Origin of the sequence: Deinococcus yavapaiensis KR-236, assembly GCF_003217515.1 — a bacterium.
Classification (GTDB): domain Bacteria; phylum Deinococcota; class Deinococci; order Deinococcales; family Deinococcaceae; genus Deinococcus_A; species Deinococcus_A yavapaiensis.
Genome location: NZ_QJSX01000021.1, coordinates 1 through 25,485 on the forward strand (window position 1 = coordinate 1; position 25,485 = coordinate 25,485).

Annotated in this window: 24 protein-coding genes, 3 tRNA genes and 1 pseudogene; 6 read left to right on the forward strand and 22 right to left on the reverse strand. The window is 63.3% G+C overall.

Annotated features, from left to right (window positions below; translation table 11 throughout):
* Positions 1-291 precede the first annotated feature (291 nt).
* The gene (locus DES52_RS22670; protein ID WP_146237395.1) at positions 292-708 is read right to left on the reverse strand and encodes a hypothetical protein; all 417 of its coding nucleotides are present in this window, start codon (positions 706-708) and stop codon (positions 292-294) included.
* Positions 709-1,038: 330 nt separating this feature from the next.
* Between DES52_RS22670 and DES52_RS19750 the strand changes: the two genes are divergently transcribed.
* On the forward strand, positions 1,039-1,767 hold the full coding sequence (locus tag DES52_RS19750; protein ID WP_110888558.1) for a hypothetical protein: 729 nt from the start codon (positions 1,039-1,041) through the stop codon (positions 1,765-1,767).
* Positions 1,768-1,940: 173 nt separating this feature from the next.
* Here the strand turns inward: DES52_RS19750 and DES52_RS19755 are convergent, their stop codons facing one another.
* Positions 1,941-2,387, reverse strand: a complete 447-nt coding sequence (locus DES52_RS19755; protein ID WP_110888559.1) for a hypothetical protein — start codon at positions 2,385-2,387, stop codon at positions 1,941-1,943.
* 190 nt (positions 2,388-2,577) lie between these two features.
* Positions 2,578-2,691 (reverse strand): annotated as a pseudogene (locus tag DES52_RS19760) (IS5/IS1182 family transposase); the annotation flags it as partial.
* A gap of 49 nt (positions 2,692-2,740) precedes the next feature.
* Between DES52_RS19760 and DES52_RS19765 the strand changes: the two are divergent.
* On the forward strand, positions 2,741-3,190 hold the full coding sequence (locus DES52_RS19765; protein ID WP_342767098.1) for a tyrosine-type recombinase/integrase: 450 nt from the start codon (positions 2,741-2,743) through the stop codon (positions 3,188-3,190).
* 96 nt (positions 3,191-3,286) lie between these two features.
* On the opposite strand, the gene DES52_RS19770 is transcribed toward DES52_RS19765, so the two are convergent.
* Positions 3,287-3,362, reverse strand: a tRNA-Lys gene (locus DES52_RS19770).
* 105 nt (positions 3,363-3,467) lie between these two features.
* Between DES52_RS19770 and rdgB the strand changes: the two genes are divergently transcribed.
* Complete coding sequence (gene rdgB, locus DES52_RS19775) at positions 3,468-4,082, forward strand: RdgB/HAM1 family non-canonical purine NTP pyrophosphatase (RefSeq protein ID WP_110888561.1); 615 nt, start codon at positions 3,468-3,470, stop codon at positions 4,080-4,082.
* 56 nt (positions 4,083-4,138) lie between these two features.
* Here the strand turns inward: rdgB and DES52_RS19780 are convergent, their stop codons facing one another.
* From DES52_RS19780 to glnA, 9 genes are all read right to left on the reverse strand, one after another.
* A complete protein-coding gene (locus DES52_RS19780; RefSeq protein WP_170131183.1) occupies positions 4,139-5,098 on the reverse strand; it encodes an ABC transporter permease in 960 nt (319 codons plus the stop codon).
* A complete protein-coding gene (locus tag DES52_RS19785; RefSeq protein WP_110888562.1) occupies positions 5,095-6,099 on the reverse strand; it encodes an ABC transporter permease in 1,005 nt (334 codons plus the stop codon). Before DES52_RS19785 ends, DES52_RS19780 begins: the two co-directional genes overlap by 4 nt.
* 61 nt (positions 6,100-6,160) lie before the next feature.
* Entirely contained in the window at positions 6,161-7,747 is a 1,587-nt protein-coding gene (locus DES52_RS19790; RefSeq protein ID WP_110888563.1) for an ABC transporter substrate-binding protein, read from the reverse strand.
* 187 nt (positions 7,748-7,934) lie between these two features.
* Positions 7,935-8,645 carry an ABC transporter ATP-binding protein gene (locus tag DES52_RS19795; RefSeq protein WP_110888564.1) on the reverse strand — a complete coding sequence of 237 codons (711 nt, stop codon included), beginning with the start codon at positions 8,643-8,645 and terminating at the stop codon, positions 7,935-7,937.
* Positions 8,645-9,433, reverse strand: coding sequence for an ABC transporter ATP-binding protein (locus DES52_RS19800; RefSeq protein ID WP_110888565.1), 789 nt, complete (start codon positions 9,431-9,433; stop codon positions 8,645-8,647). The genes DES52_RS19795 and DES52_RS19800 overlap by 1 nt, the downstream gene beginning before the upstream one ends.
* A complete protein-coding gene (locus DES52_RS19805) occupies positions 9,433-10,830 on the reverse strand; it encodes an ABC transporter permease subunit (protein WP_110888566.1) in 1,398 nt (465 codons plus the stop codon). Before DES52_RS19805 ends, DES52_RS19800 begins: the two co-directional genes overlap by 1 nt.
* Positions 10,827-11,813, reverse strand: a complete 987-nt coding sequence (locus tag DES52_RS19810) for a branched-chain amino acid ABC transporter permease (protein ID WP_110888567.1) — start codon at positions 11,811-11,813, stop codon at positions 10,827-10,829. The genes DES52_RS19805 and DES52_RS19810 overlap by 4 nt, the downstream gene beginning before the upstream one ends.
* A gap of 132 nt (positions 11,814-11,945) precedes the next feature.
* Positions 11,946-13,112, reverse strand: a complete 1,167-nt coding sequence (locus DES52_RS19815) for a branched-chain amino acid ABC transporter substrate-binding protein (RefSeq protein ID WP_110888568.1) — start codon at positions 13,110-13,112, stop codon at positions 11,946-11,948.
* A gap of 121 nt (positions 13,113-13,233) precedes the next feature.
* Complete coding sequence (glnA, locus tag DES52_RS19820) at positions 13,234-14,574, reverse strand: type I glutamate--ammonia ligase (RefSeq protein ID WP_110888569.1); 1,341 nt, start codon at positions 14,572-14,574, stop codon at positions 13,234-13,236.
* An 86-nt stretch (positions 14,575-14,660) separates the two neighbouring features.
* On the opposite strand from glnA, the gene DES52_RS19825 reads away from it, so the two are divergent.
* The gene (locus DES52_RS19825) at positions 14,661-15,497 is read left to right on the forward strand and encodes an AAC(3) family N-acetyltransferase (protein WP_110888570.1); all 837 of its coding nucleotides are present in this window, start codon (positions 14,661-14,663) and stop codon (positions 15,495-15,497) included.
* Here the strand turns inward: DES52_RS19825 and DES52_RS19830 are convergent.
* The 9 genes from DES52_RS19830 to DES52_RS19870 all read right to left on the reverse strand — a co-directional run bounded on the left by DES52_RS19830 (position 15,487) and on the right by DES52_RS19870 (position 25,063).
* On the reverse strand, positions 15,487-16,374 hold the full coding sequence (locus tag DES52_RS19830; protein ID WP_245901175.1) for an NAD(P)/FAD-dependent oxidoreductase: 888 nt from the start codon (positions 16,372-16,374) through the stop codon (positions 15,487-15,489). The two genes, DES52_RS19825 and DES52_RS19830, sit on opposite strands and share 11 nt — an antisense overlap.
* 17 nt (positions 16,375-16,391) lie before the next feature.
* Positions 16,392-17,789 (reverse strand): FAD-dependent oxidoreductase, encoded by a 1,398-nt coding sequence (locus tag DES52_RS19835; RefSeq protein ID WP_110888571.1) that lies wholly within the window; start codon positions 17,787-17,789, stop codon positions 16,392-16,394.
* Positions 17,790-17,975: 186 nt separating this feature from the next.
* Positions 17,976-18,575: a helix-turn-helix domain-containing protein gene (locus DES52_RS19840; protein ID WP_110888572.1), complete on the reverse strand. Its 600-nt coding sequence runs from the start codon at positions 18,573-18,575 to the stop codon at positions 17,976-17,978.
* 293 nt (positions 18,576-18,868) lie between these two features.
* Entirely contained in the window at positions 18,869-21,295 is a 2,427-nt protein-coding gene (gene gyrA, locus DES52_RS19845) for a DNA gyrase subunit A (protein ID WP_110888604.1), read from the reverse strand.
* Between the two features lie 185 nt (positions 21,296-21,480).
* A complete protein-coding gene (locus tag DES52_RS19850) occupies positions 21,481-22,098 on the reverse strand; it encodes an LON peptidase substrate-binding domain-containing protein (protein WP_342767097.1) in 618 nt (205 codons plus the stop codon).
* A 38-nt stretch (positions 22,099-22,136) separates the two neighbouring features.
* Positions 22,137-22,928, reverse strand: coding sequence for a tRNA (guanosine(37)-N1)-methyltransferase TrmD (gene trmD / locus DES52_RS19855; RefSeq protein WP_110888574.1), 792 nt, complete (start codon positions 22,926-22,928; stop codon positions 22,137-22,139).
* Positions 22,925-23,434, reverse strand: a complete 510-nt coding sequence (gene rimM / locus DES52_RS19860) for a ribosome maturation factor RimM (protein ID WP_110888575.1) — start codon at positions 23,432-23,434, stop codon at positions 22,925-22,927. Before rimM ends, trmD begins: the two co-directional genes overlap by 4 nt.
* 6 nt (positions 23,435-23,440) lie before the next feature.
* Positions 23,441-23,683 (reverse strand): KH domain-containing protein, encoded by a 243-nt coding sequence (locus DES52_RS19865; protein WP_170131184.1) that lies wholly within the window; start codon positions 23,681-23,683, stop codon positions 23,441-23,443.
* Positions 23,684-23,719: 36 nt separating this feature from the next.
* Positions 23,720-25,063 carry a glycogen synthase gene (locus DES52_RS19870; RefSeq protein ID WP_110888577.1) on the reverse strand — a complete coding sequence of 448 codons (1,344 nt, stop codon included), beginning with the start codon at positions 25,061-25,063 and terminating at the stop codon, positions 23,720-23,722.
* A gap of 104 nt (positions 25,064-25,167) precedes the next feature.
* On the opposite strand from DES52_RS19870, the gene DES52_RS19875 reads away from it, so the two are divergent.
* Both DES52_RS19875 and DES52_RS19880 read left to right on the forward strand, forming a co-directional pair.
* Positions 25,168-25,243 (forward strand) — tRNA-Ile (locus DES52_RS19875).
* A 20-nt stretch (positions 25,244-25,263) separates the two neighbouring features.
* Positions 25,264-25,338, forward strand: a tRNA-Val gene (locus DES52_RS19880).
* Positions 25,339-25,485 lie beyond the last annotated feature (147 nt).

The following is a 25,485-nucleotide window of genomic DNA, read 5'->3' on the forward strand; positions in this document are numbered from 1 at the left end:
GAGACGGCGGAGAATCTCGTGTACGAGGTCATGATTCGACTGATGGTGCGCCGACTGGTCAAAAGTACGTCCTGAGGCTTATCAAACGCACTTTAGTTGTTAGAGGTGTCGTTTTCGCTGGGCAGCGCCGGATATGATCACCACATGGGCCGATCTTAGGGAATCTTAGGTGCGTCAGGCAGCCCCTGGTAGTTTCAGCGCTGAAGAAATGAAGGTGTCGGCGGCGGAACAGGATGAAACAGGATCGCAGGCCATACGCGCCTCAGGTGTTGTCCGGTTGCGCTCGAAACCCTAGCAAAACTTAGCAGCCTCGAGCGGATTGACGCGGGGCGGGCCGTCTTCGAGGAGCGTCACGAGGAAGGCGCGCACCTCGTCGGCTGCGCATCGCTGGAAGGTCAGGGTGAAGGCGTGCGTGGGCGGCTCGAGGAAGCTCTCGGGCGCTGTGCCGTCTTCGTGAATGTGGAAGTCGAAGCCGGGCGGCGTGGATCGACGGGTTAGCGGAGTGATAACGAGCACATGGGCAACGCTAGCGGGTGTACCTGAACGCTGGGGAAAACGCCGGGCGGGAAGCCCCGCGCGCTTTTTGCGGTTTGCAAGCCGTTGCAGACGGGCAAAGAGACAGTACCCTTTCTGAGTACTTATTTGTTGATGGCGTCGGATGCCTTGTGGGTCACCGCCATTCCGGTACTTGCTGTACAGATTTTCCATGATGTTTTCTACGCTCTTCGAACTTTCCCTGTCCGTGAGTAATAGATAATGCCTCCTTTATAACAGGCAGGTTGGGTGAGTGAGAGTTAAGAGTACGCTCAAAAGGTAAACCAAATAACCGGGATGCAACGACCTCCACCCCACGTACGGTCACTTAGTGTGGAGCGAGCAAATAGTGAGACCGCCCCGGCGGAGGTCCGTATGAACCAGGCTCCTGCACGCCGTTCACGCGCTCCCAAGGGTCATCACGTCCCCGCCACCCTCCTCGCCGCCACGCTTGCAGCGAGTGCCTCCACGGTACTTGCGGGGGGAACCGGAGCACCGGTTTCCATGCCGACGCTCGCCCAAACGGCGCCCGGCATCAAGGTCATGTCATCACTCGAAGGCCAAACGACGCTGCCTCTGCGCACCAAGTGGACCGTCACCACCAACCTCTACCCCAACCAAGTCGCGTCCGTCACCTTCCTGATCGACGGGGTGGCCCGCTGGATCGAGAAGATCATTCCGTACTCGTACGCGGACGAGGGGTACCTCATCACCACCTTCCTCAGCCCGGGCCGACACACCTTCACGGCCACCGTGAAAGCCGACGATGGCAGAACCGCCTCCAACACGGTCACCGCCACTGTCAGTAAAACGCCTGCACCACCCGCGGCGCTCGCTGGACGCTGGCGACGCACGGTCCAAGTGGCTGGTGAGCCATCGCTTTCCGGCCCGTGGGACCTCATCTTCGACGATGTCGGCGCGTGGGCGATCGCTCCCGTGAGCAGTGGCGTCGTGGAACAAATCAGTGTGCGGGGCGACGTCATCCAAGTATTCGCGCCCGTTCAGATGGGCTTACCGGAGTTGGGCGTAGCCGCGTATGGTGCGCACGACATTTACGGCACCATCTGCTCCCTGGACGGACCGGAGCAAACGTTCAAGTGGTCCAAGCAGGGCGATCAACTGAAATTGCAGTCCATCAGCGGTGGCTGCGAAGGACGCACGCATCTTTGGGAAGGGACGTGGACGCGCGTGCCATCCTCAGCTCCACGTGGACCACTAATGCCACGAAAGTAAGTCGTTCACTGCAATCGGAAGGGTAGGGAGTTTCCTCCGTGCCCTTCCTAGATCTAGGGCCGTCTTCCGAGGCGCGCAAAGAAGAAAGCGCCCTTCTTGGGCGCTGATAAGGAAAAGATTGCGTGCTATGCGTCGTGAGTCAACTTAATGCGGCGCTCGGTTACCTGCACTTCTCAATTTCTGATGCAGATCGGTCCTTCGTTACTGCGCTCCACCCTCACGTTGCCGTTCGAGTCGATCACCAATGCAAAGCGACCCCTGTCTAGCGTCTTGGTACCGTCACTGCTTGTGAGATGGCCGGTGCCAAGGTCAACGACAGCCAACCTGCCCTCGGGATACCCGTTAACGGTCAGACGAGAGCGGGTCATTCCCGTGTAGGTTGTGCCTGAAGAACCCGTGTATGTACCGCGGAAGAAGACCTGGATGACTATGTGGAATCCGCCGTTGGCATCCTCAAACCGTCGCTCCTCGCCGGTCACATAGGTAGTTCCAGTGACGGTTTCTCCCGTGCAAGGATCCGTGAAGTTTTCCTCTTGAATTCTATCGATCGGGATGACCGTTGGGCCAGCCGCAAAGGCAGTGGTGGCGAAGAAGGCGATAGCAAGAATGCTTCTCTTCATACGAACTCCCTTCTCGATTGTTCTTCGAGGTTTTTAGTGTGCGCTCAAGAAGCGCTCATTAGTTGCAGGACACGTGAAGGTTCTAAGAGACGTGCCTCTACAAGAACCTAATGTTTTTACGGCGCAAGGGACGACCCCCTCTCCCACAGCGTGAATTGCCCTTAGAGGGTGCCAAGGAGGGGTTTGAAGTTCAGACAAAGAGGTTGTTCGCCAACAGAAGGCAAAACGCCCCGGTGTGAAAGCCAAGCAAGGTCGAAGACAACCGCTCCAAATCCCGTCCCAGCCGCCTGAACCTCGACAACCAGTCGCAACTCGTCATTCAAGACCCCAAGACGTACGCATCGAAGCGAACGATCCACCTAGCGCCCGGCACGGTGAGCGTGCTCGAAGCGCACCGTGAGCGACAAGCCCGCGAACGAGCGGCGGCAGGGGAGGCGTATCACGACCAAGGACTCGTCTTCGCCTCGGAAATCGGCAGGTTGACGTACCCGCGCAACCTTGAGCGGGCCTGGTACATGCTCCTCGAGCGCGTGCGGCGAGAGCAAGCACATAAAGCTCGTGATGCTGGGCAAGAGCCGAAGGAAGGCGATCTTCTGCCTAAGATTCGCCTTCACGACCTCCGCCATACGGCCGCCTCGCTCATGGCCCGCAAGGGTGCCAGCTTGAAGATAATCGCGGACGTTCTCGGGCATGAAGACGAAGCGTTCACATCTCGCACGTACATGCACCTCTATGACGAGCAGCGGGACGAAGCGGCACTTGACCTGTCGGATCTGTTCCGGAGGGCGAGCGGGCAGAATTGATACCGTTGTGACACGGTGGTGACAATCGAGGTACTGTGACGGTCGAAACGTCAGAGATTCAAAAAGAAAAACCCCGTCTCTGACGGGGTTTCCTGCTGGTGGGTTGTGTAGGGCTCGAACCTACGACCCGCTGATTAAAAGTCAGCTGCTCTACCGGCTGAGCTAACAACCCGGAGCACAAGGAGTATAGGGACGCGCATGGAGCGTGTCAACACACCCGCCTGCCAGACCTCGCGTCATGTGACGTTTTGCGGCGGCGAGCGCGATAGACTGGGGTGTGACGTTGAACCGTGTCGTTTTGGCGACTTCGAATGAAGGAAAAATCCGTGAGTTCACCGAGGCGCTCGCGCCGCTCGGGTGGACCCTCGTTCCACTGCCGCGTGTGACGATGCCTCCCGAGGACGGAGCGACGTACGAAGAGAACGCCGCGCTCAAGGCCTGCGCCATTTCGCTGCAGACCGGTCTTCCCGCCATCGCCGATGATTCCGGCTTGGAAGTGACGGCGTTACGAGGCGAACCGGGCGTGTACAGCGCTCGCTTCGGAGGCCGCAAGACGGACGTGGAGCGCAACGTGTACCTGCTGGAGCGCTTACGAGACGCGAAGGCCAAGGACCGCTCGGCGAAGTTCGTGTCCGTCATCGTCCTCGCGTACCCGGACGGCCACTTGGAAACGTACCGAGGAGAAGCGCCGGGTGTCATTTTGGAAGGTCCGCGCGGTGAGGGAGGCTTCGGGTACGACCCTCTCTTCGTACCCGCCGGAAACGACCGGTCTTTCGGTGAGATGAGCGTGGAGGAAAAGCGTCCCCTCTCGCACCGCGGTCGCGCGCTCGGAGCCCTCTTGGACGCCCACAAGAACGGTCCGCCGGAACGAGAGATCATTTCAGTCGAGTGAGCGAAACGGCGACGGGCGGGTCATCGACCCGCCCGTCTTTTCGTGGCGTTACGCGCTTACTGCGTACTTCTGGGATCGAGCACGTCGCGAAGTCCGTCACCGAGCAAGTTGAAGCCCAGCACCGTGAGCAAAATGGCGAGACCCGGGAAGATCATCGTCCATGGAGCGGAAAGGTACACGCCAAGCTGAAAGGCGTCGGCGATCATGGTGCCCCACTCGGGCGCGGGCGGCGTCGCGCCGAGGCCGAGGAAGCCCAACGCGGCGACTTCGATGGTCGCTGTGGCGATGCTGAGGCTTCCCTGCACGATCAGGGGCGTCATGGAGTTCGGCAGGACGTGCCGGAACATCACGCGTGAACTCGTGGCGCCCAGTGCGCCGGCCGCTTGCACGAACTCGCGCTCGCGTATGGACAGCACGACGGAGCGCGCGAGGCGGATGTAGATGGGAATCTGAACGATCGACACAGCGAGCATCGCGCCGTACAGGCGCACGTCGACATTGTGCGAGGCGAGCCATCCGATGAAGCGACCGAACGCGCCGCCCGTGCTGGGATCGCTGGGAATGATCGCCGTGATCATGATGGCCAGGAGGATTCCCGGAAAGCCCAGCATGAGGTCCGAGATGTACCCGATGACGTTGTCGAACCAACCTCCGAAAAAGCCGGACAAGACGCCGAGCAAGGCGCCCGCGATCATCGCGAGCAATGTCGCCACGATGCCGACTTGAAGCGAAATGCGAGCGCCGTGCAGAATGCGCGTCGCGACGTCGCGCCCGAGCTGATCGGTGCCCATGATGTGCTCGGCGCTCGGAGGCTTGAGACGCGTGAGGTAGTTGCGGTCCGTGAGGGGATCGTAGGGACGAATGACCGGGGCGAGCGCGGCGAGCACGACGAACAGCAGCACGATCACCGCGCCGACCTTCGCGGGCGTGCTCTTGCGCATGCGGCGCCAGAAGACGCCTTGGCGCCGCTTCTGGGACGGCGCGGCCGTCGACGTCGGAAGAACTTCGTTCGTCATGAGTAATGAATCCTAGGGTCGAGGAAGGCGTAGCTGAGGTCCACGGCGAGGTTGACCACCGACACGACGAGCGCCGCGAAGATCACGCCTCCTTGAATGACAGGGTAGTCACGATCGAAGATGCCTTGATACAGCCAACTGCCGAGACCGGGCCACGAGAAGATCGTCTCGGTGAGGACAGCGCCCCCGAGAAGCGCTCCGATTTGCAACCCGATGACGGTCACGACGGGCAGCATGGCGTTTCGCAAGGCGTGCCGAACGACGACGCGCGTGCGCGACACGCCCTTCGCGGCGGCCGTTCGGATGTAATCTTGCGACAGGACTTCCAGCATGGCGCTGCGTGTGATGCGCGCGATGATCGCCATGGGAATCGTCCCGAGCGCGACCGAAGGCAAGATGAGGTGGCGAAGCGCTTCCCACGCCACGGCGAACTGACCGCGCAGCAAGCCGTCGAGGACGAACAGCCCCGTGATCGGCTCGATGTTCGAGTCGGTGGAAAGGCGGGCGGACGGCGGCAGCCATTGCAACTTCACGGCGAAGAAGTACGCAAGCAACATCCCCAGCCAAAAGACGGGCATGGACACGCCGACGAGACTGATTGTCATGGCGGCGTTGTCGAGGAACTTGTTGCGATTCAAGGCGGCGATGATGCCGGCGGGCAGTCCGACGAGAATCGCGAAGAGGATCGCGCCGATCGTGAGTTCGAACGTCGCGGGGAAGCGGGTACGCAGATCGTCCACGACGGGAACTTGGCTCTTGATGCCCGCGCCGAGATCACCTCGGGCAATGTCGGCGACGAACTTGCCGAACTGCACGGGGATCGGCTGGTCGAGGCCAAGCTGGGTGCGCAGACGCGCGACGGACTCGGGGGTGGCGCGCTCACCGAGGATGACCGTGGCAGGGTCGCCGGGAATGGCGCGCACGAACGCGAACACCACGAGGGTGATGCCGAGAACGACCAGCAGCGTCCTGAGGACGCGCCGGATCAGAAACGAGGTCAAGCGAGTCTCCTTAAGGGAAACGTCCCTCCCCGAAAAGAGGGGAGGGACGAGACGGGAATGATCAGCGCTTGCCGTCGACGCTGATGGTGTTGAACGGTTCGCTGCCGAGCGGCGACGGCACCCAGCCCTTGACGTAGGTGCGAGCGGCGGCCAGCGGACGCGAGTGCACGATGGGCAGGCGCACGTTCGCTTCGTAGGTGAGCTCGTGGACTTGCGCGTAGAGCTTGGCCTTGTCGGCTTGACTCGTCGCCGAGCGCGCCTTGTCCATGAGTTGCGAGATGTTGGTCGGGTTGAAGCCCGAGTCGGCCGCGGCGTTCGCCGAGCCGTAGTACGCGCTGTAGAAGTTGTCGGGATCGCCGTAGTCGCCGGTCCAGCCGATCATGTACATGTCGAAGCCGGGGTCCTTGTTACGATCGGCGAGGTACTGCGCCCAGTCCTTCGTCTTGAGGTTGACCTTGATGCCGATGGCGCTCAGGTCGGCGGCCATCGCTTCGGCGATGGGCTTGGGCGTCGGGAAGTACGGGCGCGACACGGGCATGTACCACAAGTCGAGCGTGAAGCCGTTCGGGTAGCCCGCGTCGGCGAGCATCTTCTTGGCGCCTGCCGGGTCGAACTTGTAGTCGGCGGGGACGCTCTTCGAGTTCGCCCATCCGAGGGTATCGGGGAGGAACGAGGCGTTCGAGGTGCCCAGGCCGTTCCAGAAGGCTTGCACGATGGCCTTCTTGTTGATCGCCATGGAGATCGCTTCGCGCACCTTGTCGTTCTTGAGGTACTGGTTACGCGTGTTGAGGCTCAAGAAGCCGACGTTGAACGAAGGCTTGAGGACGGCGCGCAGGTTCTTGTCGGCCTTGACCGAGGCGTAAGTGTCGGGCGCGAGGTCGACGGTGAAGTCGATGGTGCCCGCCTTGAGTTCGTTGAGGCGCGCGCTGGGGTCCTTGATGAAGCGGAAGACGAGTTCGTCGACCTTCGGCTTGGCGCCCCAGTAGTTCTTGTTGGCGCTGAGGACGATGCGGTCCCCGGTGCGCCAGCTTTCGAAGGCGAAGGGGCCCGAGCCGACCGCCACGCCGGCGGGCGTGCCGTACTTCGCGCCTTGCTCGCGAATCGCCTTGGGCGAGGCGATGCCGAAGTAGCCTTGCGCCAGCAAATTCGGGAAGGCGGGCACAGGCTGCGTCAAGGTGAAGCGGATGGTGTAGTCGTTGACCTTCTCGGCGCTCTTCACGAGGCTGTTCTTGTCGCCTTTGAAGCCGCCGAACTGCTCGCCGAACGACTCGAACGTGCGGCCTTGGTCACGGTAGCCGTATTGATCCTTGGGATCCCACCAGCGGTTGAAGTTGAACAAGATCGCGTCCGCGTTGACGGTCGTGCCGTCGTGGAACTTCACGTTGCGGCGCAAATTGAACGTCCACTGCGTGAGGTCCGCGTTGGGCTTCCACGACGTGGCGAGGCCGGGCGCGAGGTTCGCGCTGCCGGTCTTGAAGCCGACGATGTAGTCGTAGATTTGTCGGTGGACGATGGTCGAGTTGCCGTCCGTGACGTTGCCGCCCTCGAGGTTGACCGGTTCGCCGCCTGACCCGTACACGAGCGTCGCAGCCGAAGCGCTGCCGAGCATGGCGGTGGCGAGAAGCGCGGTGAGGAATGCCTTCTTCATTCGTCCTCCTGTGAAGTCACTCGCACGTTGCGTTCGGGTGAGTGAAGCTTCGATATTCCTTGAACGTGCAGTGTATCAAAGTTCACACCAAATACAAGGTCTTGCACAAAGACCCGGCATGGTGTAGCGGCGCTTGCAAGAAGAAACGTGCCCCGAGCTTACGCCCGGAGCACGACCGCGTCAAGTTTCACTCTTCGCCGAGATACGCCTTGCGTACACTTTCGTCACGCGCGATGTCGGCGGCGTCGCCCGACAAACGAATCTCGCCCGTTTGCAAGACGTACGCTCGCTGAGCCACCGACAAGGCCATGGACGCGTTTTGCTCCACGAGCAGAATCGTCGTGCCCCGCTCCTTGTTGAGTCGCTGCACGATGTCGAAGATGGTTTCGACGAACTTCGGCGACAATCCCATCGACGGCTCGTCGAGCAAAAGCACCTTCGGATCGACCATGAGGGCACGCCCGATGGCGAGCATCTGCTGCTCGCCGCCCGACAGCGTCCCGCCGAGCTGGCTTTCGCGTTCCTTGAGGCGCGGGAAAAGCTGGAACACCTCTTCCATGCGGCTCGCCGTGAGCTTGCGATCCGTCACGCGGTACGCGCCGATGTCGAGGTTCTCGCGCACCGTGAGCTGTCCGAAGATGCGCCGACCTTCGGGCACGTGACTCATCCCGAGCGCCGTGATGTCGTGCGCCGGCATGCCGACGATGTTCTTGCCCGCCAACGTCACGTTGCCCACCTTGGGTCTCAGCATGCCCGACAGCGTGCGCAGCGTCGTCGTCTTGCCCGCTCCGTTGCCGCCGATGAGCGCGACCACTTCGCCTTCGCCTACCGTCAGATCGATGCCCTTGAGCGCGTGGATCTGCCCGTAGTACGTATGGACGCCCTGAACTTCGAGCATCACAGCGCTTCCTTTCCGTACTCTCCCGCCGCCGCGCCGCGCCCGAGGTACGCTTCCATGACGCGCGGATCGTTCCGTACCTGGTGAGGCAGACCTTCGGCGATCTTCGTGCCGTAGTCGAGCACGGTGATCTGCTCGCTGAGGGTCATGACGAGGCGCATGTCGTGCTCGATCAACACGATCGTGATGCCGAGCTCGTCGCGAATTCGGCGAATGAGACTCTTGAGATCTTCGGTTTCACGCGGATTCATTCCGGCGGCCGGCTCGTCGAGCAGCAGCAGCTTGGGGTCGGTCGCGAGCGCCCGAGCGATTTCCAGGCGGCGCTGGTCGCCGTACGGCAAGTTGGTGGCGTACTCGTTGCGGTAACGATCGAGTCCGACGAACTGCAGCAACTCACGGCCACGCGCGCGCGCCTGGCGTTCGTCTTCGTGAAAGCGGCGGTTGTGCAGCAAGGCGTCCACGAACGACGACTTCATGCGAGGATGGCGGCCGACGAGCAGATTCTCCTCGACCGTCATCGCTCCGAACAGACGAATGTTCTGGAACGTGCGCGCGATGCCCGCCGCCGTCACTTGATCCGGTCTGAGGCCCACGAGGTCACGTCCGTCGAGGGTGACGACCCCGTTGTCGGGCTTGTAGATGCCCGTCACCATGTTGAAGAACGTCGTCTTGCCCGCGCCGTTCGGGCCGATCACGGACGCGATGCGCCGACCGGGCACTTCGAGGTCCACGGCGTTCACGGCGAGCAGACCGCCGAACGTCTTCGTGAGGTTCTTGACCGACAGCATTACTTCTCTCCTCCCGTGCGGTCGTTTTCTTCGCGCGTAGCGAGGCCGGGCGAGCGCGAGTCCGTGCCGATGTTTCGACCCGTCGTGAGGGCGCCGTCGTTCGCGTGCCGCTCGGCGTTGTCCCCGAGCGAGTCCACCGCTCCGACCGCGCCGTCGCCCTCATGCATTTCGATTTTACGGCGCACGTTCGGCAAGAGACCTTCGGGGCGGAAGAGCATCATAAGCACCAAGATGATGCCGAACACGAGCCGCTGATACTGCGCGGGATCGAGGGTGGCGTTGAGGCCGCCCGGAAAGGCCCCTTGAATCTGCTCGCTTAGAGCGGGCAGGAGATTGAGGTTGAGCAGCGTCACGACCGTCGCCCCGAGGATCACGCCGGGAATAGAGCCCATGCCGCCGAGAATCACCATCGACAGCACGCCGATCGATTGGAAGAAGTTGAACGACTCGGGCGAGATGAACTGCTGCTTGGCGGCGAACACGACGCCCATGATGCCGGCGAACGAGGCGCCCGACGCGAACGCCAGCAGCTTCGTGCGCACGAGGGGAATGCCCATCGCTTGCGCGGCCACCTCGTCTTCGCGAATGGCGATCCACGCGCGGCCGATGCGCGACCGGTCGAGTCGCATGTTCACGATGATCACGAGGAGAATGATCAACAGCACGAGAAAGTACAAGAAGAAGAGGTTGAACTGCTCGGGCGCGAAGCCGAGGGAATTCGCGATGGAATTCAAGATCGGCACGGGCGCACTGCCGATCGGGGTGATGCCTTGCGAGCCGTTCGTGTACTTCGTGAGGTTCGTGGCGAGGACGCGAATGACTTCACCAAGGCCGAGCGTCACGATGGCGAGGTAGTCGCCTCGCAACTTCAGCACGGGCAGACCGATCACGATTCCGACGATGGCGGCCGCCGCGATGGCGAGAATCAAGAAAAGCCAAAAGAGGTTCGGGTTGACGCTCGACAGCCCGGCATTTCCCAGGATACGGCCGATTTGCGGCGAAGCGAAGATGCCCCACAAGTAGGCGCCCACCGCGAAGAAGGCGACGTAGCCGAGGTCGAGCAGACCCGCGAGCCCGACGACGATGTTGAGGCCGAGGGCGAGCGCCGCGAAGATACTGATTTGAATCGCGAGGTCGAAGATGCCGGTGTTCTGCCGCCCGACGAGGGGCAGCACGACGATCAAGCTCCCGAGGGCCACGACGAGCCTCGCCCACGGCGCGGCTCGCCATTGAAATGCGAACAGCAAATTCGCGAGGAACAGCACCAGCAAGCCCGACTGCAGCACGGCAGGCAAGTTCTTCTCGAAGACGAGCATCAAGAAACTGGTGATGGCCGCGTAGCCGACGAGCAGCCACGTGCGGTCCGAACGAGGAGAGGGTCGAAGAGCGGCCGTCATACTTTCTCCGTGTTGCCGCGGCCCAACAGGCCTTGCGGCTTGAGCATGAGAATCAGGATGAGCGCGAGGAAGGCGCCGATGTCCTTGTACTCCGCCCCGATCGCCTGCAGAAACGACAGCGGTTGGAACAGCGAGCCGAAGATCGAAATGATTCCGAGGAAGTTCTCCAAAAGGCCGAGCACGAGTCCGCCGAGCACCGCGCCTGGAATCGAGCCGATGCCGCCGAGCACCGCCGCCGTGAAGGCCTTGATGCCGGGAATGATGCCGCTGTAGGCGTTCACCGTTCCGAACTGCAGCCCGAACATCACGCCGCCCACCCCGCCGAGCGCTCCGCCGATGAGGAAGGTCAAGGCGATCATTCGGTTCGCGTCGATGCCCATCAGTCCGGCCGTCGTACGATCTTGTGCGACCGCGCGAATGGCGCGTCCGACCCGGGTGCGGTTGACGAGGTAATTCAAGAACGCCAGCATCAAGAGCGCGATGACGACGATCAAGATGTCCTTGACGCTGAGACGCACCCCGAGCGACGTCACGAACGCGGGCAGGCTCAACTGGGAGTTGAACTCGGTGGGCAACTCGTACACGAGGTTGAAGCGGCCTTGCGTGCCTTCCAGGAACTTCAAAAGGTCTTGCAAAATCAGCGAGACGCCGATCGCCGTGATGAGCGGTACGAGGCGAGGCGCGCCGCGCAGCGGACGGTAAGCGAGGCGTTCGATCACCACGTTGAGAACGCCTGCGACGAGCATCGCCGCGAAGAGTGCGATCAAAAGCTTGAGGTAGGCGTTCAGCGCGACGGGCGCGAGGATGCGAAACGCTTCGAAGCCGACGACCGCGCCCGTGACGAACACCTCGGAGTGCGCGAAGTTGATGAGTTGCAGCACCCCGTACACCATCGTGTACCCGAGCGCGATGATCGCGTACACGAAGCCCAGGGTGAGGCCCGTCACGAGCACTTGGACGAGCAATGGTCCGACGATATCCACGAATCTCCCTTCCGTTCCTACGACGAACTCCGCTCGACGAGGACGTTCGAACGGAGTCTTACTCGAAAAGGGCCGAGCGCGCGGCTCGGCCCTCGACTACACGTTCAAGCTGTTTACGACCCGGTGGGACGATCAGCGACGCGGAGGCTCGACCGTGAGTTCGGCGGCGACGCGCGTCGAGAGGTTGGGGCGCACTTCGACGATGTACATCGTCGCGCTTTGACGATCGCCGACCGAGTTGAAGCGCAGGCTGCCCGAGAGCAGGCCGGTCGCGTTGATGCCGCGAATCGCCGTTTGCACTTGAGCGCGCGTCGGGAGCTTGTTGCCGTTGCTGCGAATGGCGTTGAGGACGCCTTGCAAAACGACCTTGGCAGAATCGTAGCCGTTCGCGCCGAAGCCTTGCGCGTCGGTGTTGAACGTCTTCTTGTACAGCGCGGCGAAGCTACGCGCGGTCGGCAGCTCGGAAAGCGGCGCGGCCACCGTCGTGAAGAGCGCGCCCGCGGCGGCGCTGCCGGCGATGCGTTGCAAGTCGGTGGAGTCCCATCCGTCGCCGCCCATGACCTTGGCCTTCACGCCCGCGTCACGCAGTTGCTTGATGAACACGCCCGCTTGGTCGTAGATCGAGCCGAAGTAGATGACGTCGGGGTTGAGCGCGCGGATCTTGATGATGAGAGGCTGGAAGTTGTTCTTTTCTTCCGTGCCTTCCGAGCCGAGCACACGCACGCCGTTGGCCTTGAGGTACTTCTCGACTTCGGCCGACAGACCTTCGCCGTACGCCGTCTTGTCGTTGAGGACGTACGCCGTCTTGGCCTTGAGGGTCTGGATGATGTAACGGCCGGCGGCCGGACCTTGTGCGTCGTCGCGCGCGACGATGCGGTTCATGTTCTTCAGGGCGCGGTCGGTGACGGCGTTGGCCGTGTTGGCGGGCGAAACCATGGCGACGTTGGCGGGCGCGAGGACTTCCGACGCGGGAATCGCGACGCCCGAGTTCAGGGTGCCGACGACGGCGAGGATGTCACGATCGGCCGCGATGCGGCGAGCGCTCGCGGTGCCCGTGGCGGGTTCGGCTTGGTCGTCGTACGCGACGAGTTGCAAGTTGAAGCCGAGGTTCGCGAAGCGCTGACGGTACTCGTTGAGGGCGAGTTGCGCGCCGTTGCGGATTTGCGTGCCGAGGTTCGATTGACCGCCCGACAGGGGGCTGAGCGTCGCGATCTTGATCGTTTGACGCGTCTGGGCCAGCGAGGAGCCGAGCGACAACGCGCCGACGAGGGCGAGGGTGATTGCACCAATTCTCTTCATACGTCCTCCACTTGACAGAGGCGCCAAGCGCCAGTTTGAGATTTGCGTCATTCTATGGGCGCCTTTAGCGCTTGTCAATAAAATCCTGACGAGGGTCACAAATAGCCGATTGTGGCCAAATTCATACTTCGCCGAGATAACGCTCTACTTCCCAAGGATGAACTTCCGCCGAGTAGGCGTTCCACTCGGCGCGCTTCGCCGCGATGAAGTGGTCCACGACGTGCTCGCCGAGCGCGGCACGCAGCACCTCGTCCTTCTCCAATTCCTCGACCGCCTCGCCGAGGTTGGCGGGCAGATTTCGAATGCGGTGGGCTCGACGCTCGCGCACCGTCATCTTGTAGATGTTGCGCTGAATGGGCGGCGGCGGCTCGGTCTGCTCCTCGATGCCGTGCAGTCCCGCCGCCAGCATCGCCGCGAGGGCGAGATACGGATTGCACGCCGGGTCGGGCAAGCGCAACTCGGCGCGGGTGCTCACTCCGCGCTTGGCGGGAACGCGAATCATCGCCGATCGGTTCGACGTGCTCCACGCGGCCGTCGTCGGCGCTTCGAAACCTGGCACGAGACGCTTGTACGAGTTCACGAGCGGATTGGTGATCGCGCACAAGCCCGGCGCGTGCTCCAAGAGTCCCCCGATGAAGCGCATCGCCACGTCCGACAGGCCGTGCTCGCCGCCCTCCTCGTAAAAGGCGTTGCGGCCGTCTTTGAACAGTGACAAGTGCACGTGCATGCCGCTTCCGGCGAGGCGTCCGACCGGCTTGGGCATGAACGACGCGTGCAAGCCGTATTCCAACGCGACGCGCTTCACGACGAACTTGAACGTGCAGATGTTGTCGGCCGTGCGCAAGGCGTCGGTGTAACGAAAGTCGATTTCGTGCTGACCGGGCGCGACTTCGTGGTGTGCCGCCTCGATCTCGAAGCCGAGCCCCACCAAGACGTTCGTGATCTCGCGCCGCAGCCGCTCTCCTCGGTCGATGGGCGCGAGGTCGAAGTAGCCCGCGTGGTCGTTGGTGATGGTCGTCGGTCGTCCCGCCGCGTCGCGCTCGAACAAGAAGAACTCGGGCTCGGGGCCCGCGAACATCTCGAAGCCTGCCTGCTTGGCCCGCTCGATTTGGCGGCGCAGCACGAAGCGCGGGTCGCCTTCGAACGGCTCTCCGCCGGGCAAGGCGACGTCGCAGATGACGCGCGCCACGCGGCCGCGCTGCCCTTCCACCTCCGAGAAGGTCGGCAGCACCAGAAACGTCGAAAAGTCGGGCTTCAGCAGCATGTCGGACTCCTCGATGCGCGTGAAACCCTCGATGGACGATCCGTCGAACATGATCTCCCCGGCGAGCGCCTTCTCGAACTGAGAGGCAGGCACCTCGACGTTTTTCACGAAGCCGAGGATGTCGGTGAATTGAAGGCGCAGGAATCGCACGTCGCCGGACGTGAGTCGCGCGAGGATCTCGCTTTTGGTCATGCTCATGCTCGCCCTTGAGCTTAGCTCAGCGAAGCGTCTTTGAGCGTTGTGCACTCTCGAAGAGGCGAGCGTGGTGTTACCATTTGCTCAGCATGTTGAACTTCCTGCGGCGTCCCGCCGTTACAGAGGAAGAGCTGGTGGAAGCCCTCGCCGAGTGTGGTCTGGACGGCACTTCGCACATCGTCGCGCACGCCTCGCTGCGCGCCTTCGGCTTCGTGGAGGGCGGCGCGCCCGCCATGATCCGGGCGCTTCGCACGGCCGCCGCGACCGTCGTCATGCCTGCCTTCAGCTACTACACCTTGGTGTGGCCCGAGGAAGGGCGCCAACCCGACTGGCCTCGTCCCGCGCCACCTCCCGGCGCGGGGTTCGGGCGTTTCACGCGGGTGAGCAGCGACATCGGGCGCGTGCCGCAAACGCTCGTCGACGACCCGTCGACGCTCCGCTCCTTCCACCCGGCTCTGAGCTTCGTCGCAGTCGGCGACCAAGCCAAGGAGATTCTCGACGCGCAGACGCTCGAAGCGCCGTACGCGCCGATCGGAAAACTGTACGACCTCGACGGTCACACGGTGCTGCTCGGCGTGGACCACCGCAGCAACACCACCGTCCACTACGGCGAGTACCTCGCCGGGATGCCGCTGCTCGACCGTTACGTGATGGTGAACGGCAAGGTGCGCAAGACGAGCTTCCCGAATTGCTCGGCGGACTTCGGCCGCATCGCCTCGAACATCGAAGGTCGGGTCGCGCACGTCGGGCGCGGCAAGATCAGCGTCTTCGAAGTGCGCGAACTCGTCGACCGTACCGTCGAGCTGCTGTCGCACGATCCGGAAGCGCTGTTGTGCACCTATCCCGGCTGCCGCTGCCAAGCCGTGCGAACGCTCGTACGCAAGCACGGCCTCACGCCGCGCCCACACGTCAACGTCAACGCTTGAAGTCGGGAAGCTTCTTGTCGCTGGAGTGGCCCGGCTTCACATTGAGGTCGGGCCGCACGAAGTGAACGGCGTGGTTCGCCGCGACGCCGCCCTGCGCAAAACCTGCCGCGAGCAACTTCAAGTCGCCTCCGTTCGACGAGAGGTCGCCCGCGACGAACACGCCCGGCAAGTTCGTCGCGCCGCTCGCGTCCGCGACGACGTACTCGCCCGTCCAAGCGAGGTTCCAGCTCGACAGGGGAGACAAGTCGGGCAGGTAGCCGTTCAGCACGAACGTCGCGTCGAACGCCCCGAGATCGGCGAGGTCCGAAGGAGCGCGCACGTCGAGCTTCGAGAGCGCGGCGAGCTGCTCGGGCGTCCCTCGAAAGAGGGCTCGGCGGTGTCCGAGCAGGACGTGAGCACCCGCGTCGTGCAAGGCGAGCGCCAGCGTCGCGGCTTGCGGTACGCCTCCGAACACGAGGACTCGCTTGCCCGCGAGGCTCGTCACGTCGGTCGGCACCTCGTCGTTTCGAGGCCGCAACGCGCCGATGCCCGCCGAGAGAATCACGGCGCTCGCCGTGTACGACGCGACGTTCGTCGTGACCGTCCACGCGCCTTCCGAGCGCTCCAACTTCGTCGCGACGCTTTGGAGTTCGACGGCCGGATCGAAGCGTGACAGTTGCTTCACCAGCTTCTCGACGAGGTCGGCGGCGCGCACGGCGGGAAAGCCCGGAGCGTCGTACACGAACTTCTCGGGGTAGAGCGCCGCGAGTTGACCGCCGAGTTCCGGGCGCGCCTCCACGATCCTCACGGTGAGGCCGCGCAAGGCGACGTAGAAGGCGGCGTACAGCCCGACCGGTCCGCCTCCCACGATCAACACGTCCGAATGGGGGTTCGACACGCGAGAATCCTGTCGAATCAAGCGGAGGTCGATTGTTCCCTTTGCCGCTCGCGGTGCGTGCGAATCAGGTCGAGGAGTTCGTCGCGTCGCACGACCTTCACGCGCGGACGGCCCTGCGAGTCTCCGCGCGTCTTCTCGTGCGCGTCGAGCGCGAGCCATTCGTGCAGAGTCACGAAGTCCACGGCCTTCGACTTGAGAAAGTCCGTGACGGCCTCGGGCTTCGGCTCCTCGGCGAGCGGAAGCCGCTCGAGGTCTTCGAGCAAGAGCTTCACGGTCGCGACCGAGTCGGCCTTGTTCGTGCCGATCACGCCGCTCGGGCCGCGCTTGATCCAGCCCGCGACGTACTCGCCGACGCTCGGTTGTCCGTCCGCGAACACGCGACCTCCGTCGTTCGGAATGATCCCTTTGCGGGCGTCGAACGGCACGCCCGGCAGTGGCACACCTTTGTAGCCGACCGAGCGCAGCACCAACTGCACGTCGAGCGTCTCGAACTCGCCCGTGCCGACGGCGTTGCCGTTCTCGTCGAGTTTGTTGCGCTCGATCTTGAGCCCCTCGACCTGCTCGGTGCCGAACGCCTCGACGGGCGAGACGAAGAAGCGCAGGTGGATGCGGCGCGTCTTGCCGCTTGGCGTTCGCCGCGCGAATTCCTGCAAGACTTCGACGTTCTTTTTCACGATGTTGTCGGTGACGCCCGCGAGTTCCTCGTCGCTCACCGCGACTTCTTCGGGCTTCACGATGACGTCCGCGTCTTCGAGTTCGCCGAGTTCGCGTAGCTCCTTCGTCGTGAACTTCGCTTGCAGCGGTCCGCGGCGACCGAGAACGTAGATGTCGGTGACGTGGTTTCGTTCGAGCGCGTCGAGGGCGTGATCGGCAATGTCGGTCACCCGCAGTTCGGCGACGGTCTTCGCGAGGATGCGCGTGACGTCCACGGCGACGTTCCCCACTCCGACGACGGCCACTCCCCTGGCCGTCAGCACCATCTGGCGCGCTTCGGCGTCGGGATGGCCGTTGTACCAAGCGACGAACTCGGTCGCGGACATGGAGCCTTCGAGCCGTTCGCCGGGAATTCCGAGGTTACGGTCCGACGAGGCGCCGACGGCGTACACCACCGCGTCGTAGAAGCGGTTCAAGTCTTCTCGCGTGAGGTCGCGCCCGAACTCCACGTGGCCGAGGAAACGCACGCGAGCGTCCTCCAAGATCTTTTGGTACTGCGTCGTGACGCTTTTGATCTTCTGGTGGTCGGGCGCCACGCCGTAGCGCACGAGACCGTAAGGCGTGGCGAGCCGATCGAACACGTCGACGCTGACGGGCACGTCGCCTTGCTTGAGAAGGGCCTCGGCGGCGTAGAGCCCGCTCGGTCCCGACCCGATCACGGCGACGCGCAAAGGACGATCCGAAGTGAAAGGATGCGACATGACCGGTAGTTTAGTGTGCTGAGTACGCATCGGAAAAGGACTTGTCTGATTTTGCGCCGTCCGCCTCGTCAAAAGGCGGTTCGTTCGCGTTCTCGCATCAAGGCGAGGCTTTCCGAGATGCGCGACCGAGCGCCGGAACGACGAAGCCCGCCCTCCAATTCGGAGGGCGGGCTGGACGTGGACGGATTACTCGGCGGCGATGCGCTTGAGGGCTTGCGGGTCGCGCAAGGTGATTTTGCCGTAGCCGGCGCTGATAACGCCTTCGCGCGACAATTCCCCGACGACCTTCGTGACCGTTTCGCGGACCGAGCCGACGGCGGCGGCGAGTTCGTCGTGCGTGGCGTAGATCATCGTCTCGCCGCTTTGCAGCTTCGTGGCGAGGGCCGTGTCGGCGAGCTCGAGCAGTTCGGCGGCGATGCGCGAGCGCAAGCGCTTGCCGACGAGGCGGTAGATGCTTTCGTAGGCGCGGTCGAGCATCTTGACGAGGTGCGTCGTGACTTCGAGGTTGTCCTCGGCGCCCATGAGCGCGGGATTAATCACGTCGACGGTGGAGTCCGTGACGGCCTCGGCGAAGTACGAGCGTTCCAGACCGGTCAGAGCTTCCTCACCGAAGAACTCGCCCGGCTTGACGTAGCGGAGGGTGAGGCCGTTTCCTTCGTCGTCCATGGTGTGGATGCGAACGAGGCCGGATTGAACGCGGTAGAGCATATCGCTCTTGCCAGGGTAGAGAATCACGGCACCGGGACGGTGGGTGACGGTATCGACGAATGTTTTTTGTGCAAGCATGTGCTCGCCTCCTTGGGCAGCGGCTTGCTGGGCCGCGTGAGCGCTTGTTCGGGGGTGTTGGGCCCTTCCCAACCTTGATCACAGTGTACACCTAAATCACAGTTTTGTAAACAAAAAGGTTTTTTTAAGTACTACTCACGTCACAATGGTCAATCTTCACGCTGCGGGCGTCGAATGTTGTAAAAAGCGTTTTCTGCGCGCGTCAGGTTCTTCAACCTTTCTACAGTTCCTCACGAAAACGTGAGGACGGGCACCCGGCCCGTCCTCACGCGAACTTGAAATCCCAGCGAGGCTTACAGCGCCTCTTCCTTCTTGATCGGGAAGGCGCTGATGACCTTGTCGCCTTCGGACACGTTGATCACCTTCACGCCTTGCGCGTTGCGACCCGTGACGCGAATGTCCTCGACATGCGTGCGAATCACGGTGCCCTTCTCGGTCAGCACCATCAACTCCTCGTCGCCGCGCACGAGCCCGAGCGTGACGAGGCAGCCCGTCTTCTCGGTCACGGCGAGGGTGATGACGCCTTGGCCGCCGCGGCCCTTGGCCGGGTAGTCCGAGATCGGCGTGCGCTTGCCGAGACCGCACTCGCTGACCGCCAGCAACTCCGTGTCGCCATCGGCGGGCGCGAGCGCCATGCTCACGACCTTGTCGGCGTCACGCAGACGAATGCCGATCACGCCCTGCGTCGCACGGCCCGTGTCGCGCACATCGCCCGCTTCGAAGCGAAGCGCTTGTCCGTCCGCCGTCGCGAGGACGATGTGTTCGCCGTCGCGGACGATGCCGACCGAGATCAGCTCGTCGCCTTCCACGAGATTCAGGGCGATCAGGCCCGCCGACGTGATGTTGGAGTACTCGGCGATGCTCGTCTTCTTGATGATGCCGCGCTTCGTGGCGAACACGAAGCAGCCTTCCTGATCGAAGTCCTTGATCGCGAGGACCGACGCGATGTTCTCGCCGTCACGCAATCCCTTGAAGAGGTTGCGGATGTGCGTGCCCTTCGCGTCGCGCGCCGCCTCGGGAATGTCGTAGATCTTCTCGTGGAAGACGCGCCCCTGGTCGGTGAAGAACAGCAGGTAGTCGTGCGTGCTGCCCACCATCACGCGCACCGAGACGTCCTCTTCGCGAAGCTTGCCGCCGTTCGCGCCGCGTCCACCGCGCTTTTGCTCACGGTACGCGTCGAGGCGCGTGCGCTTGAGGTATCCCGCGCGCGTCATCGTGATGACCATGTCCTCGACGGCGATGAGGTCTTCTTTGTTGATGTCGTCGTCGAGGACCGTGATGGTGCTGCGGCGCTCGTCGGCGTACTTGTCACGCACCTGGCGAATTTCCTTCTTGATCTCGTTCCACAACTTGCGCGTGTCGCCGAGGATGCCGCGCAGACGTTCGATCAAGATGCCCAACTCGGCGAGCTCCGCCACGATCTTTTCACGCTCGAGGCCCGTGAGGCGCTGCAGGCGCATGTCGAGAATCGCCGCCGCTTGCGCGTCGCTGAGCTCGAAGCGCGCCATGAGGCCGTCCTTGGCTTCGGCCGTCGTCCGAGAACGGCGAATGAGCGCGATGACCTCGTCGATGTGGTCGAGCGCCTTGAGCACCCCTTCGAGGATGTGAGCGCGCGCTTCGGCCTTGTCGAGTTCGTACTGCGTGCGGCGCGTCACGACGTCCGCGCGGTGGTCCAAGAACAACTGCATCGTGTCCTTGAGGGGCAGCACGCGCGGTTCGCCCTTCACGATGGCGAGATTGATGACCGTGAAGGTGCTTTGCAGTTGCGTGTACTTGTACAACTGGTTGAGGACGAGGGTCGGAATGGCGCCGCGCTTGAGCTCCACGACGATGCGCACGGGCTCCTTGCGGTCCGACTCGTCGCGCAGATTCGAGATGTCGGGAATCTTGCCCGACTTGAACATCGCCGCGATCGTGGTGATCAGCGACGTCTTGTTCACCTGGTACGGAATCTCGGAGATGATGATCTGGTGGCGGCCGTTGCGCTCCTCAATGCGGGCCTTGCCGCGCACGCGCAAGCTGGAGTGGCCCGTCGCGTACGCTTCGCGAATGCCCGCCTTGCCGACACGACCTCCGGTGGGGAAGTCGGGGCCGGGCACATACGTCATGAGCTCGTCGAGGGTGAGGTGCGGATTGTCGATGAGGGCCAAAAGGCCCGAGGCGATTTCGCCGAGGTTGTGCGGCGGAATGTTCGTGCTCATGCCGACCGCGATGCCCGTCGCGCCGTTCACGAGGAGGTTCGGCACCGCCGAGGGCAGCACCGTGGGTTCCTGCGTCGTGTCGTCGTAGTTCGGCTTGAGGTCGACGGTGTCCTTCTCGATGTCGGCCAGGACCTCCTCGGCGATCTTCGTCATGCGCGCTTCCGTATAGCGCATGGCGGCGGGCGGATCGCCGTCGATGGAGCCGAAGTTCCCCTGACCGTCCACGAGCGGGTAGCGCACGTTCCACCACTGCGCGAGGCGGACCATCGCGTCGTAGATGGCCGAGTCGCCGTGCGGGTGGTAGTGCTTCATCACCTCGCCGACGGTCGCAGCGGATTTGGCGTGCTTGTGGTTGCTGGCGAGCCCTTCTTGCAGCATCGCGTAGAGAATGCGGCGTTGCACGGGCTTGAGGCCGTCACGAACGTCGGGAAGCGCGCGGTCCACGATGACGGACATCGCGTAGTTGATGAAATTCGTCTTGACTTCGTTGGTGATATCGACGGGTAAAACGTTCGTCACTGGGCCTCCAGGCTCGGAGCTGAGCTTGCGAAAAGCGCTTGAAAAAGCGTGACCGCCGAGCTTCTCGGTCACGCCCGCGCGACTGCGGAAGTGGTCGCGCTGAACCCTCGTATTGTACCACGAACAGGTTGCTTTATGTTATTGGCGTAACAACGCGGGCGCGGCGCAGCACGAGCGCGAACTCCTCAATTCAACGTCCGCTTCGGCACCCACATCGCCAAGGCCTCGAAACGGTCCGCGAGGGTCGGAGCGCGCAGAATCTCCTCGCGCTGCTCGCTCGAAAGTGGAAGCAGGGCCGTGCAGTACGTCGCCAGCAACAGCGGATCGCCCGGAGCGCTTTCGCGCACACGCTCCTCCTCGGCGCGGTGGGCGCGCATGACGCCTTCGAGAACCTTGCGCGACAAGACGTCCACGACCGCCTTGTCGCCTTCCTCGAGCGGAAGGGTGCGAATGTAGGCGCTGAGGTAAGGATGGGTCGTGTCGAACGCCGTGACTTCGAAGCGCTCCCCCCCGACGACCAAGATGGACGCCGTGCCGTCCTCGTGATCGATCACTTCGCGCAGGTGCGCGAGGGTACCGACGAGACCCACGCGCGACTCGAAGTCCGAGCGAGCCTCGTCGGCGGGCAAGAGGCGAGTGATGCCGAACGGTTCACCCGACGCGCGTACGCGAGCGAGAAGAGCGCGGTAACGCGGCTCGAAAATGTACAGCGGCAAGACCAAGCCCGGCAGCAATACCACGTTCGGCAGCGGAAAGAGCGGCAGGGACATGCGCTCATGCTGCTGCTCGGAAGTGACCGTCACATCACTCGAGGCTACAAACACGTCCATCTTTAAAGCTTTCAGAGCCCATTTTTCCGGCGGCGCGTACGTTTTGGCGCGGGCGGTGGCGGAGCGCCCCATCCGGAAAGTCGTTCGGGCGTCACGCCGAGCTTCAAGAGCGTCGCCGAGTCCTGCGGCGAGAGGCTCGCCGATTCGAACAAGTCGGGGCGGCGCTTCCAAGTGCGCGCCAACGCTTCGTCACGCCGCCAACGCGCGATACGGGCGTGATCGCCCGACAGCAGCACCTCGGGCACCTCTTGGCCTTGAAATTCGGGCGGACGCGTGAACTCCGGGTAGTCCAGGAGGCCGCTCGAAAACGAATCGTCGCGGTGCGACGCCTCGTCGCCGATGACGCCCGGCACGAGCCGAGCGACGGACTCCAACAAGCAGGCCGCCGCCGCCTCGCCGCCCATCATTACGAAGTCGCCGAGACTGATCTCGCGCGTTGCCAACGACTCCACCCGCGCGTCGAAGCCCTCGTAGCGCCCGCACAAAATCGCGACGTGCTCTTTGAGGGCGAGCTCTTCGGCCGTGCGCTGCGTGAAGCGCTCTCCCGCGGGCGTCAGCAAAATCACCTCGTCGGGCGTTCCGATCGACGCCAAGGCGCGCGCCGCGACGTCCACGCGAATCACCATGCCCGCCCCGCCGCCGTACGGGGTGTCATCCACCTTGCGGTGACGGTTGCCGCTGAAGTCGCGCAAGTCCACGACCTCGAAGCTCAGCAAGCCTTTCTCGGCGGCCTTGCCCAAAAGCGCTTCACGCGTCCAGGGGCGGACGAGGTCGGGAAAGAGCGTCAAAAGCGAGAACTTCATTCGTCCGCGTCGTCTCCCAAAAGGCCCGGCGGCGCGTCCAGCACCACTTCGCGTCCGCGCCGCACCTCCACGTAGGGAGCTTGCAGCGGCACGAACGACTCGCCGCGCGCGTGCCGCACCACCAAGAGGTCCTGCGCGCCCGCGTCTTGCACGTCACGAACCTCGCCGATCGTCTCTCCGCCCGGCGTCACGACCTTCATCCCTCGAAGCTCGTGGTAGTAGTACTCGTCCTCGGGCAGCGCGGGCAGCTCCGACTCGCTGGCGAACACGTCCTTTTCGCGCAAACGCTCGGCGCTTTCGCGCGACTCCACGCCGCCGAAGAACACCACGAGCCCGGGACCGTGCTGCTGAATGTCCTTCACGCGCAGCCAGCCCGCGCCGTCCACGTACAGGCGTTGCACGGCCAGCAGCTGATCGGCGCTGCCGATCACGAAGAGCTTCACGCCGCCCGACACGCCTTGCGGTCCCAGCAACCGCCCGACACGAATGAGATCCGGATTCGTCACGCGATCTTAGCGCTCCCCGCGCGGCGAATCGAGATCCACCGTGAGACGCTCGCGCGGATCCGACGCCACGCGTACGACCGTACGGATCGCTTGAATGACGCGCCCGCCTCGCCCGATGACGCGGCCCTCCTCGCCGGGCGCCACGTGGATGAGGAGCGTCTGGCCGCGTCTCGAGACGCGAACGAGCGACGGCTGGTCCACCACGCTCTGAGCGAGGTACAAGGCGACATCCGCAGGATCAGTCTTCATGGACCACAGTCTAGCGGTCTTTGCCCGACCGCTGCCTCACCGAGCGTGGTTGGCGAGCATGCGCTCGTACAACCGGCCGTACAGTCCCGCCGCCTTCGTCCACGAGAAGTCGAGCTTCATGCCCGCCTCGGCGCGCGACTTCCACTCGCCCGACTCGTCGAAGCACTTGCGCGCGCTGCGCAGCGCGCGCAGCAACGCCGTCGCCGACGCTTTCTGGAAGCGGAAGCCGACGTCTTTGGGTACGGAGTCGCGCAGACCGCCCGTGTCGCGTACGATCGGCGGAGTGCCGTAGCGCAGGGCGATCATCTGCGAAAGGCCGCACGGCTCGAAGCGGCTCGGCATCACGAACGCGTCGGAGCCCGCGTAGATTCGGTGCGCGAACGGCTCGTTCATGCCGCGCACGAAACGCACGCCCTCGCCGTCCCACTCGCTCAACGCCGCTTCGAGTCGAGGATCGCCGCTGCCGAGCACGACGACGTTCCAGTCGCGCGTCACGTCGGGCATCACTTCCAACAACAAGTCGATGCCTTTTTGCTCCACGAGCCGTGTGACCGCCGCCAAGATCGGGCGGTCGTCGAATCCCAACTCCTTGCGAAGGGCTTTGCCGTTGGCGCCCTTGCCCTTGTACGTCTTGAAGGACTTGGCGATCTGGTCGTCCGTGCGTGGATCCCAGCGTTCCTCGTCGAGCCCGTTGAGGATGCCGACGAGTTCTCCGCGCGCGAAGCGTTCGCGCAACACGCCGTCGAGACCCTCGCCCATGTCGGGCGTCGTGATCTCGCGCGCGTACGTCGGAGAGACGGTCGTCACGAGGTCCGAGTAGAGCAGGCCCGCCTTCATGAGGTTGAGGTCGCCGTGGTATTCCAACCGCTCGGGCGTGAAGTACTCGCGCGGCAAGCCGGTCCAGTCGAAGGCGCCGCCGTTCCAGCGACCTTGATATTGCAGGTTGTGCACGGTGAACACGCTCGGCAATCCGCGCTCGCGTGCCAGCAGGCACAGCAAGGCCGCCGCCCAGTCGTGGGCGTGCAGTACGTCGAACGAGGCGCCGAGCGCGTCGAGTGCCGGCAACGCCGCACGGCAAAAGCGAACGAAGCGCCAAACGTCGTCCTCGCCGTACATCCCCGCGCGGTTGAATTCCGGCAAGCCGAGGAACAAGAAGCGCACGCCGTCTTCCTCGATTTCCCCGATGTGGACTTCGCCGTGCGTCATGAGGAGACGCGGCGCTGGTTCGATGTCGCGGTACCACGGCGACAACACGGTCACGCGAGCACCTTGGGAACTCAGGGCGCGCGGCAAGGCGTCCAGGACGTCGGCGAGGCCGCCCGTACGTGAAAACGGGTAGACCTCGGACGCGACATGCAACACTCGAAGGGCAAGCGACATGGCGGTAGTGTACAACGTACGCGAAAGCGTTCGTCACTGCGCGCGAGCTTGTCGTTTGACAAGCTCTGCCCACCTTGCTAAAGTCATGTCGCTGCGAAGCACCGGGGCTCTTAGCTCAACGGTCAGAGCAGTCGGCTCATAACCGATTGGTTGCCGGTTCAAATCCGGCAGGGCCCACCAGCACAAGGGCAGCGCGCGACGGGCGGTTAGCTCAGCGGTAGAGCATTCGCTTCACACGCGAGGGGTCGTAGGTTCAAATCCTATACCGCCCACCAACAAGAACCTCGAGAAATTCGAGGTTCTTTTTTTGTTACGATCGCCTACAAATCTGTTCTAAGCTTGTGCAAGCGTTCATTTATAGTCAATGATAAAGCTGTAAGTGAAAAACTTCTATGCACTGTTTAACGTCGAACTTGTTAGGC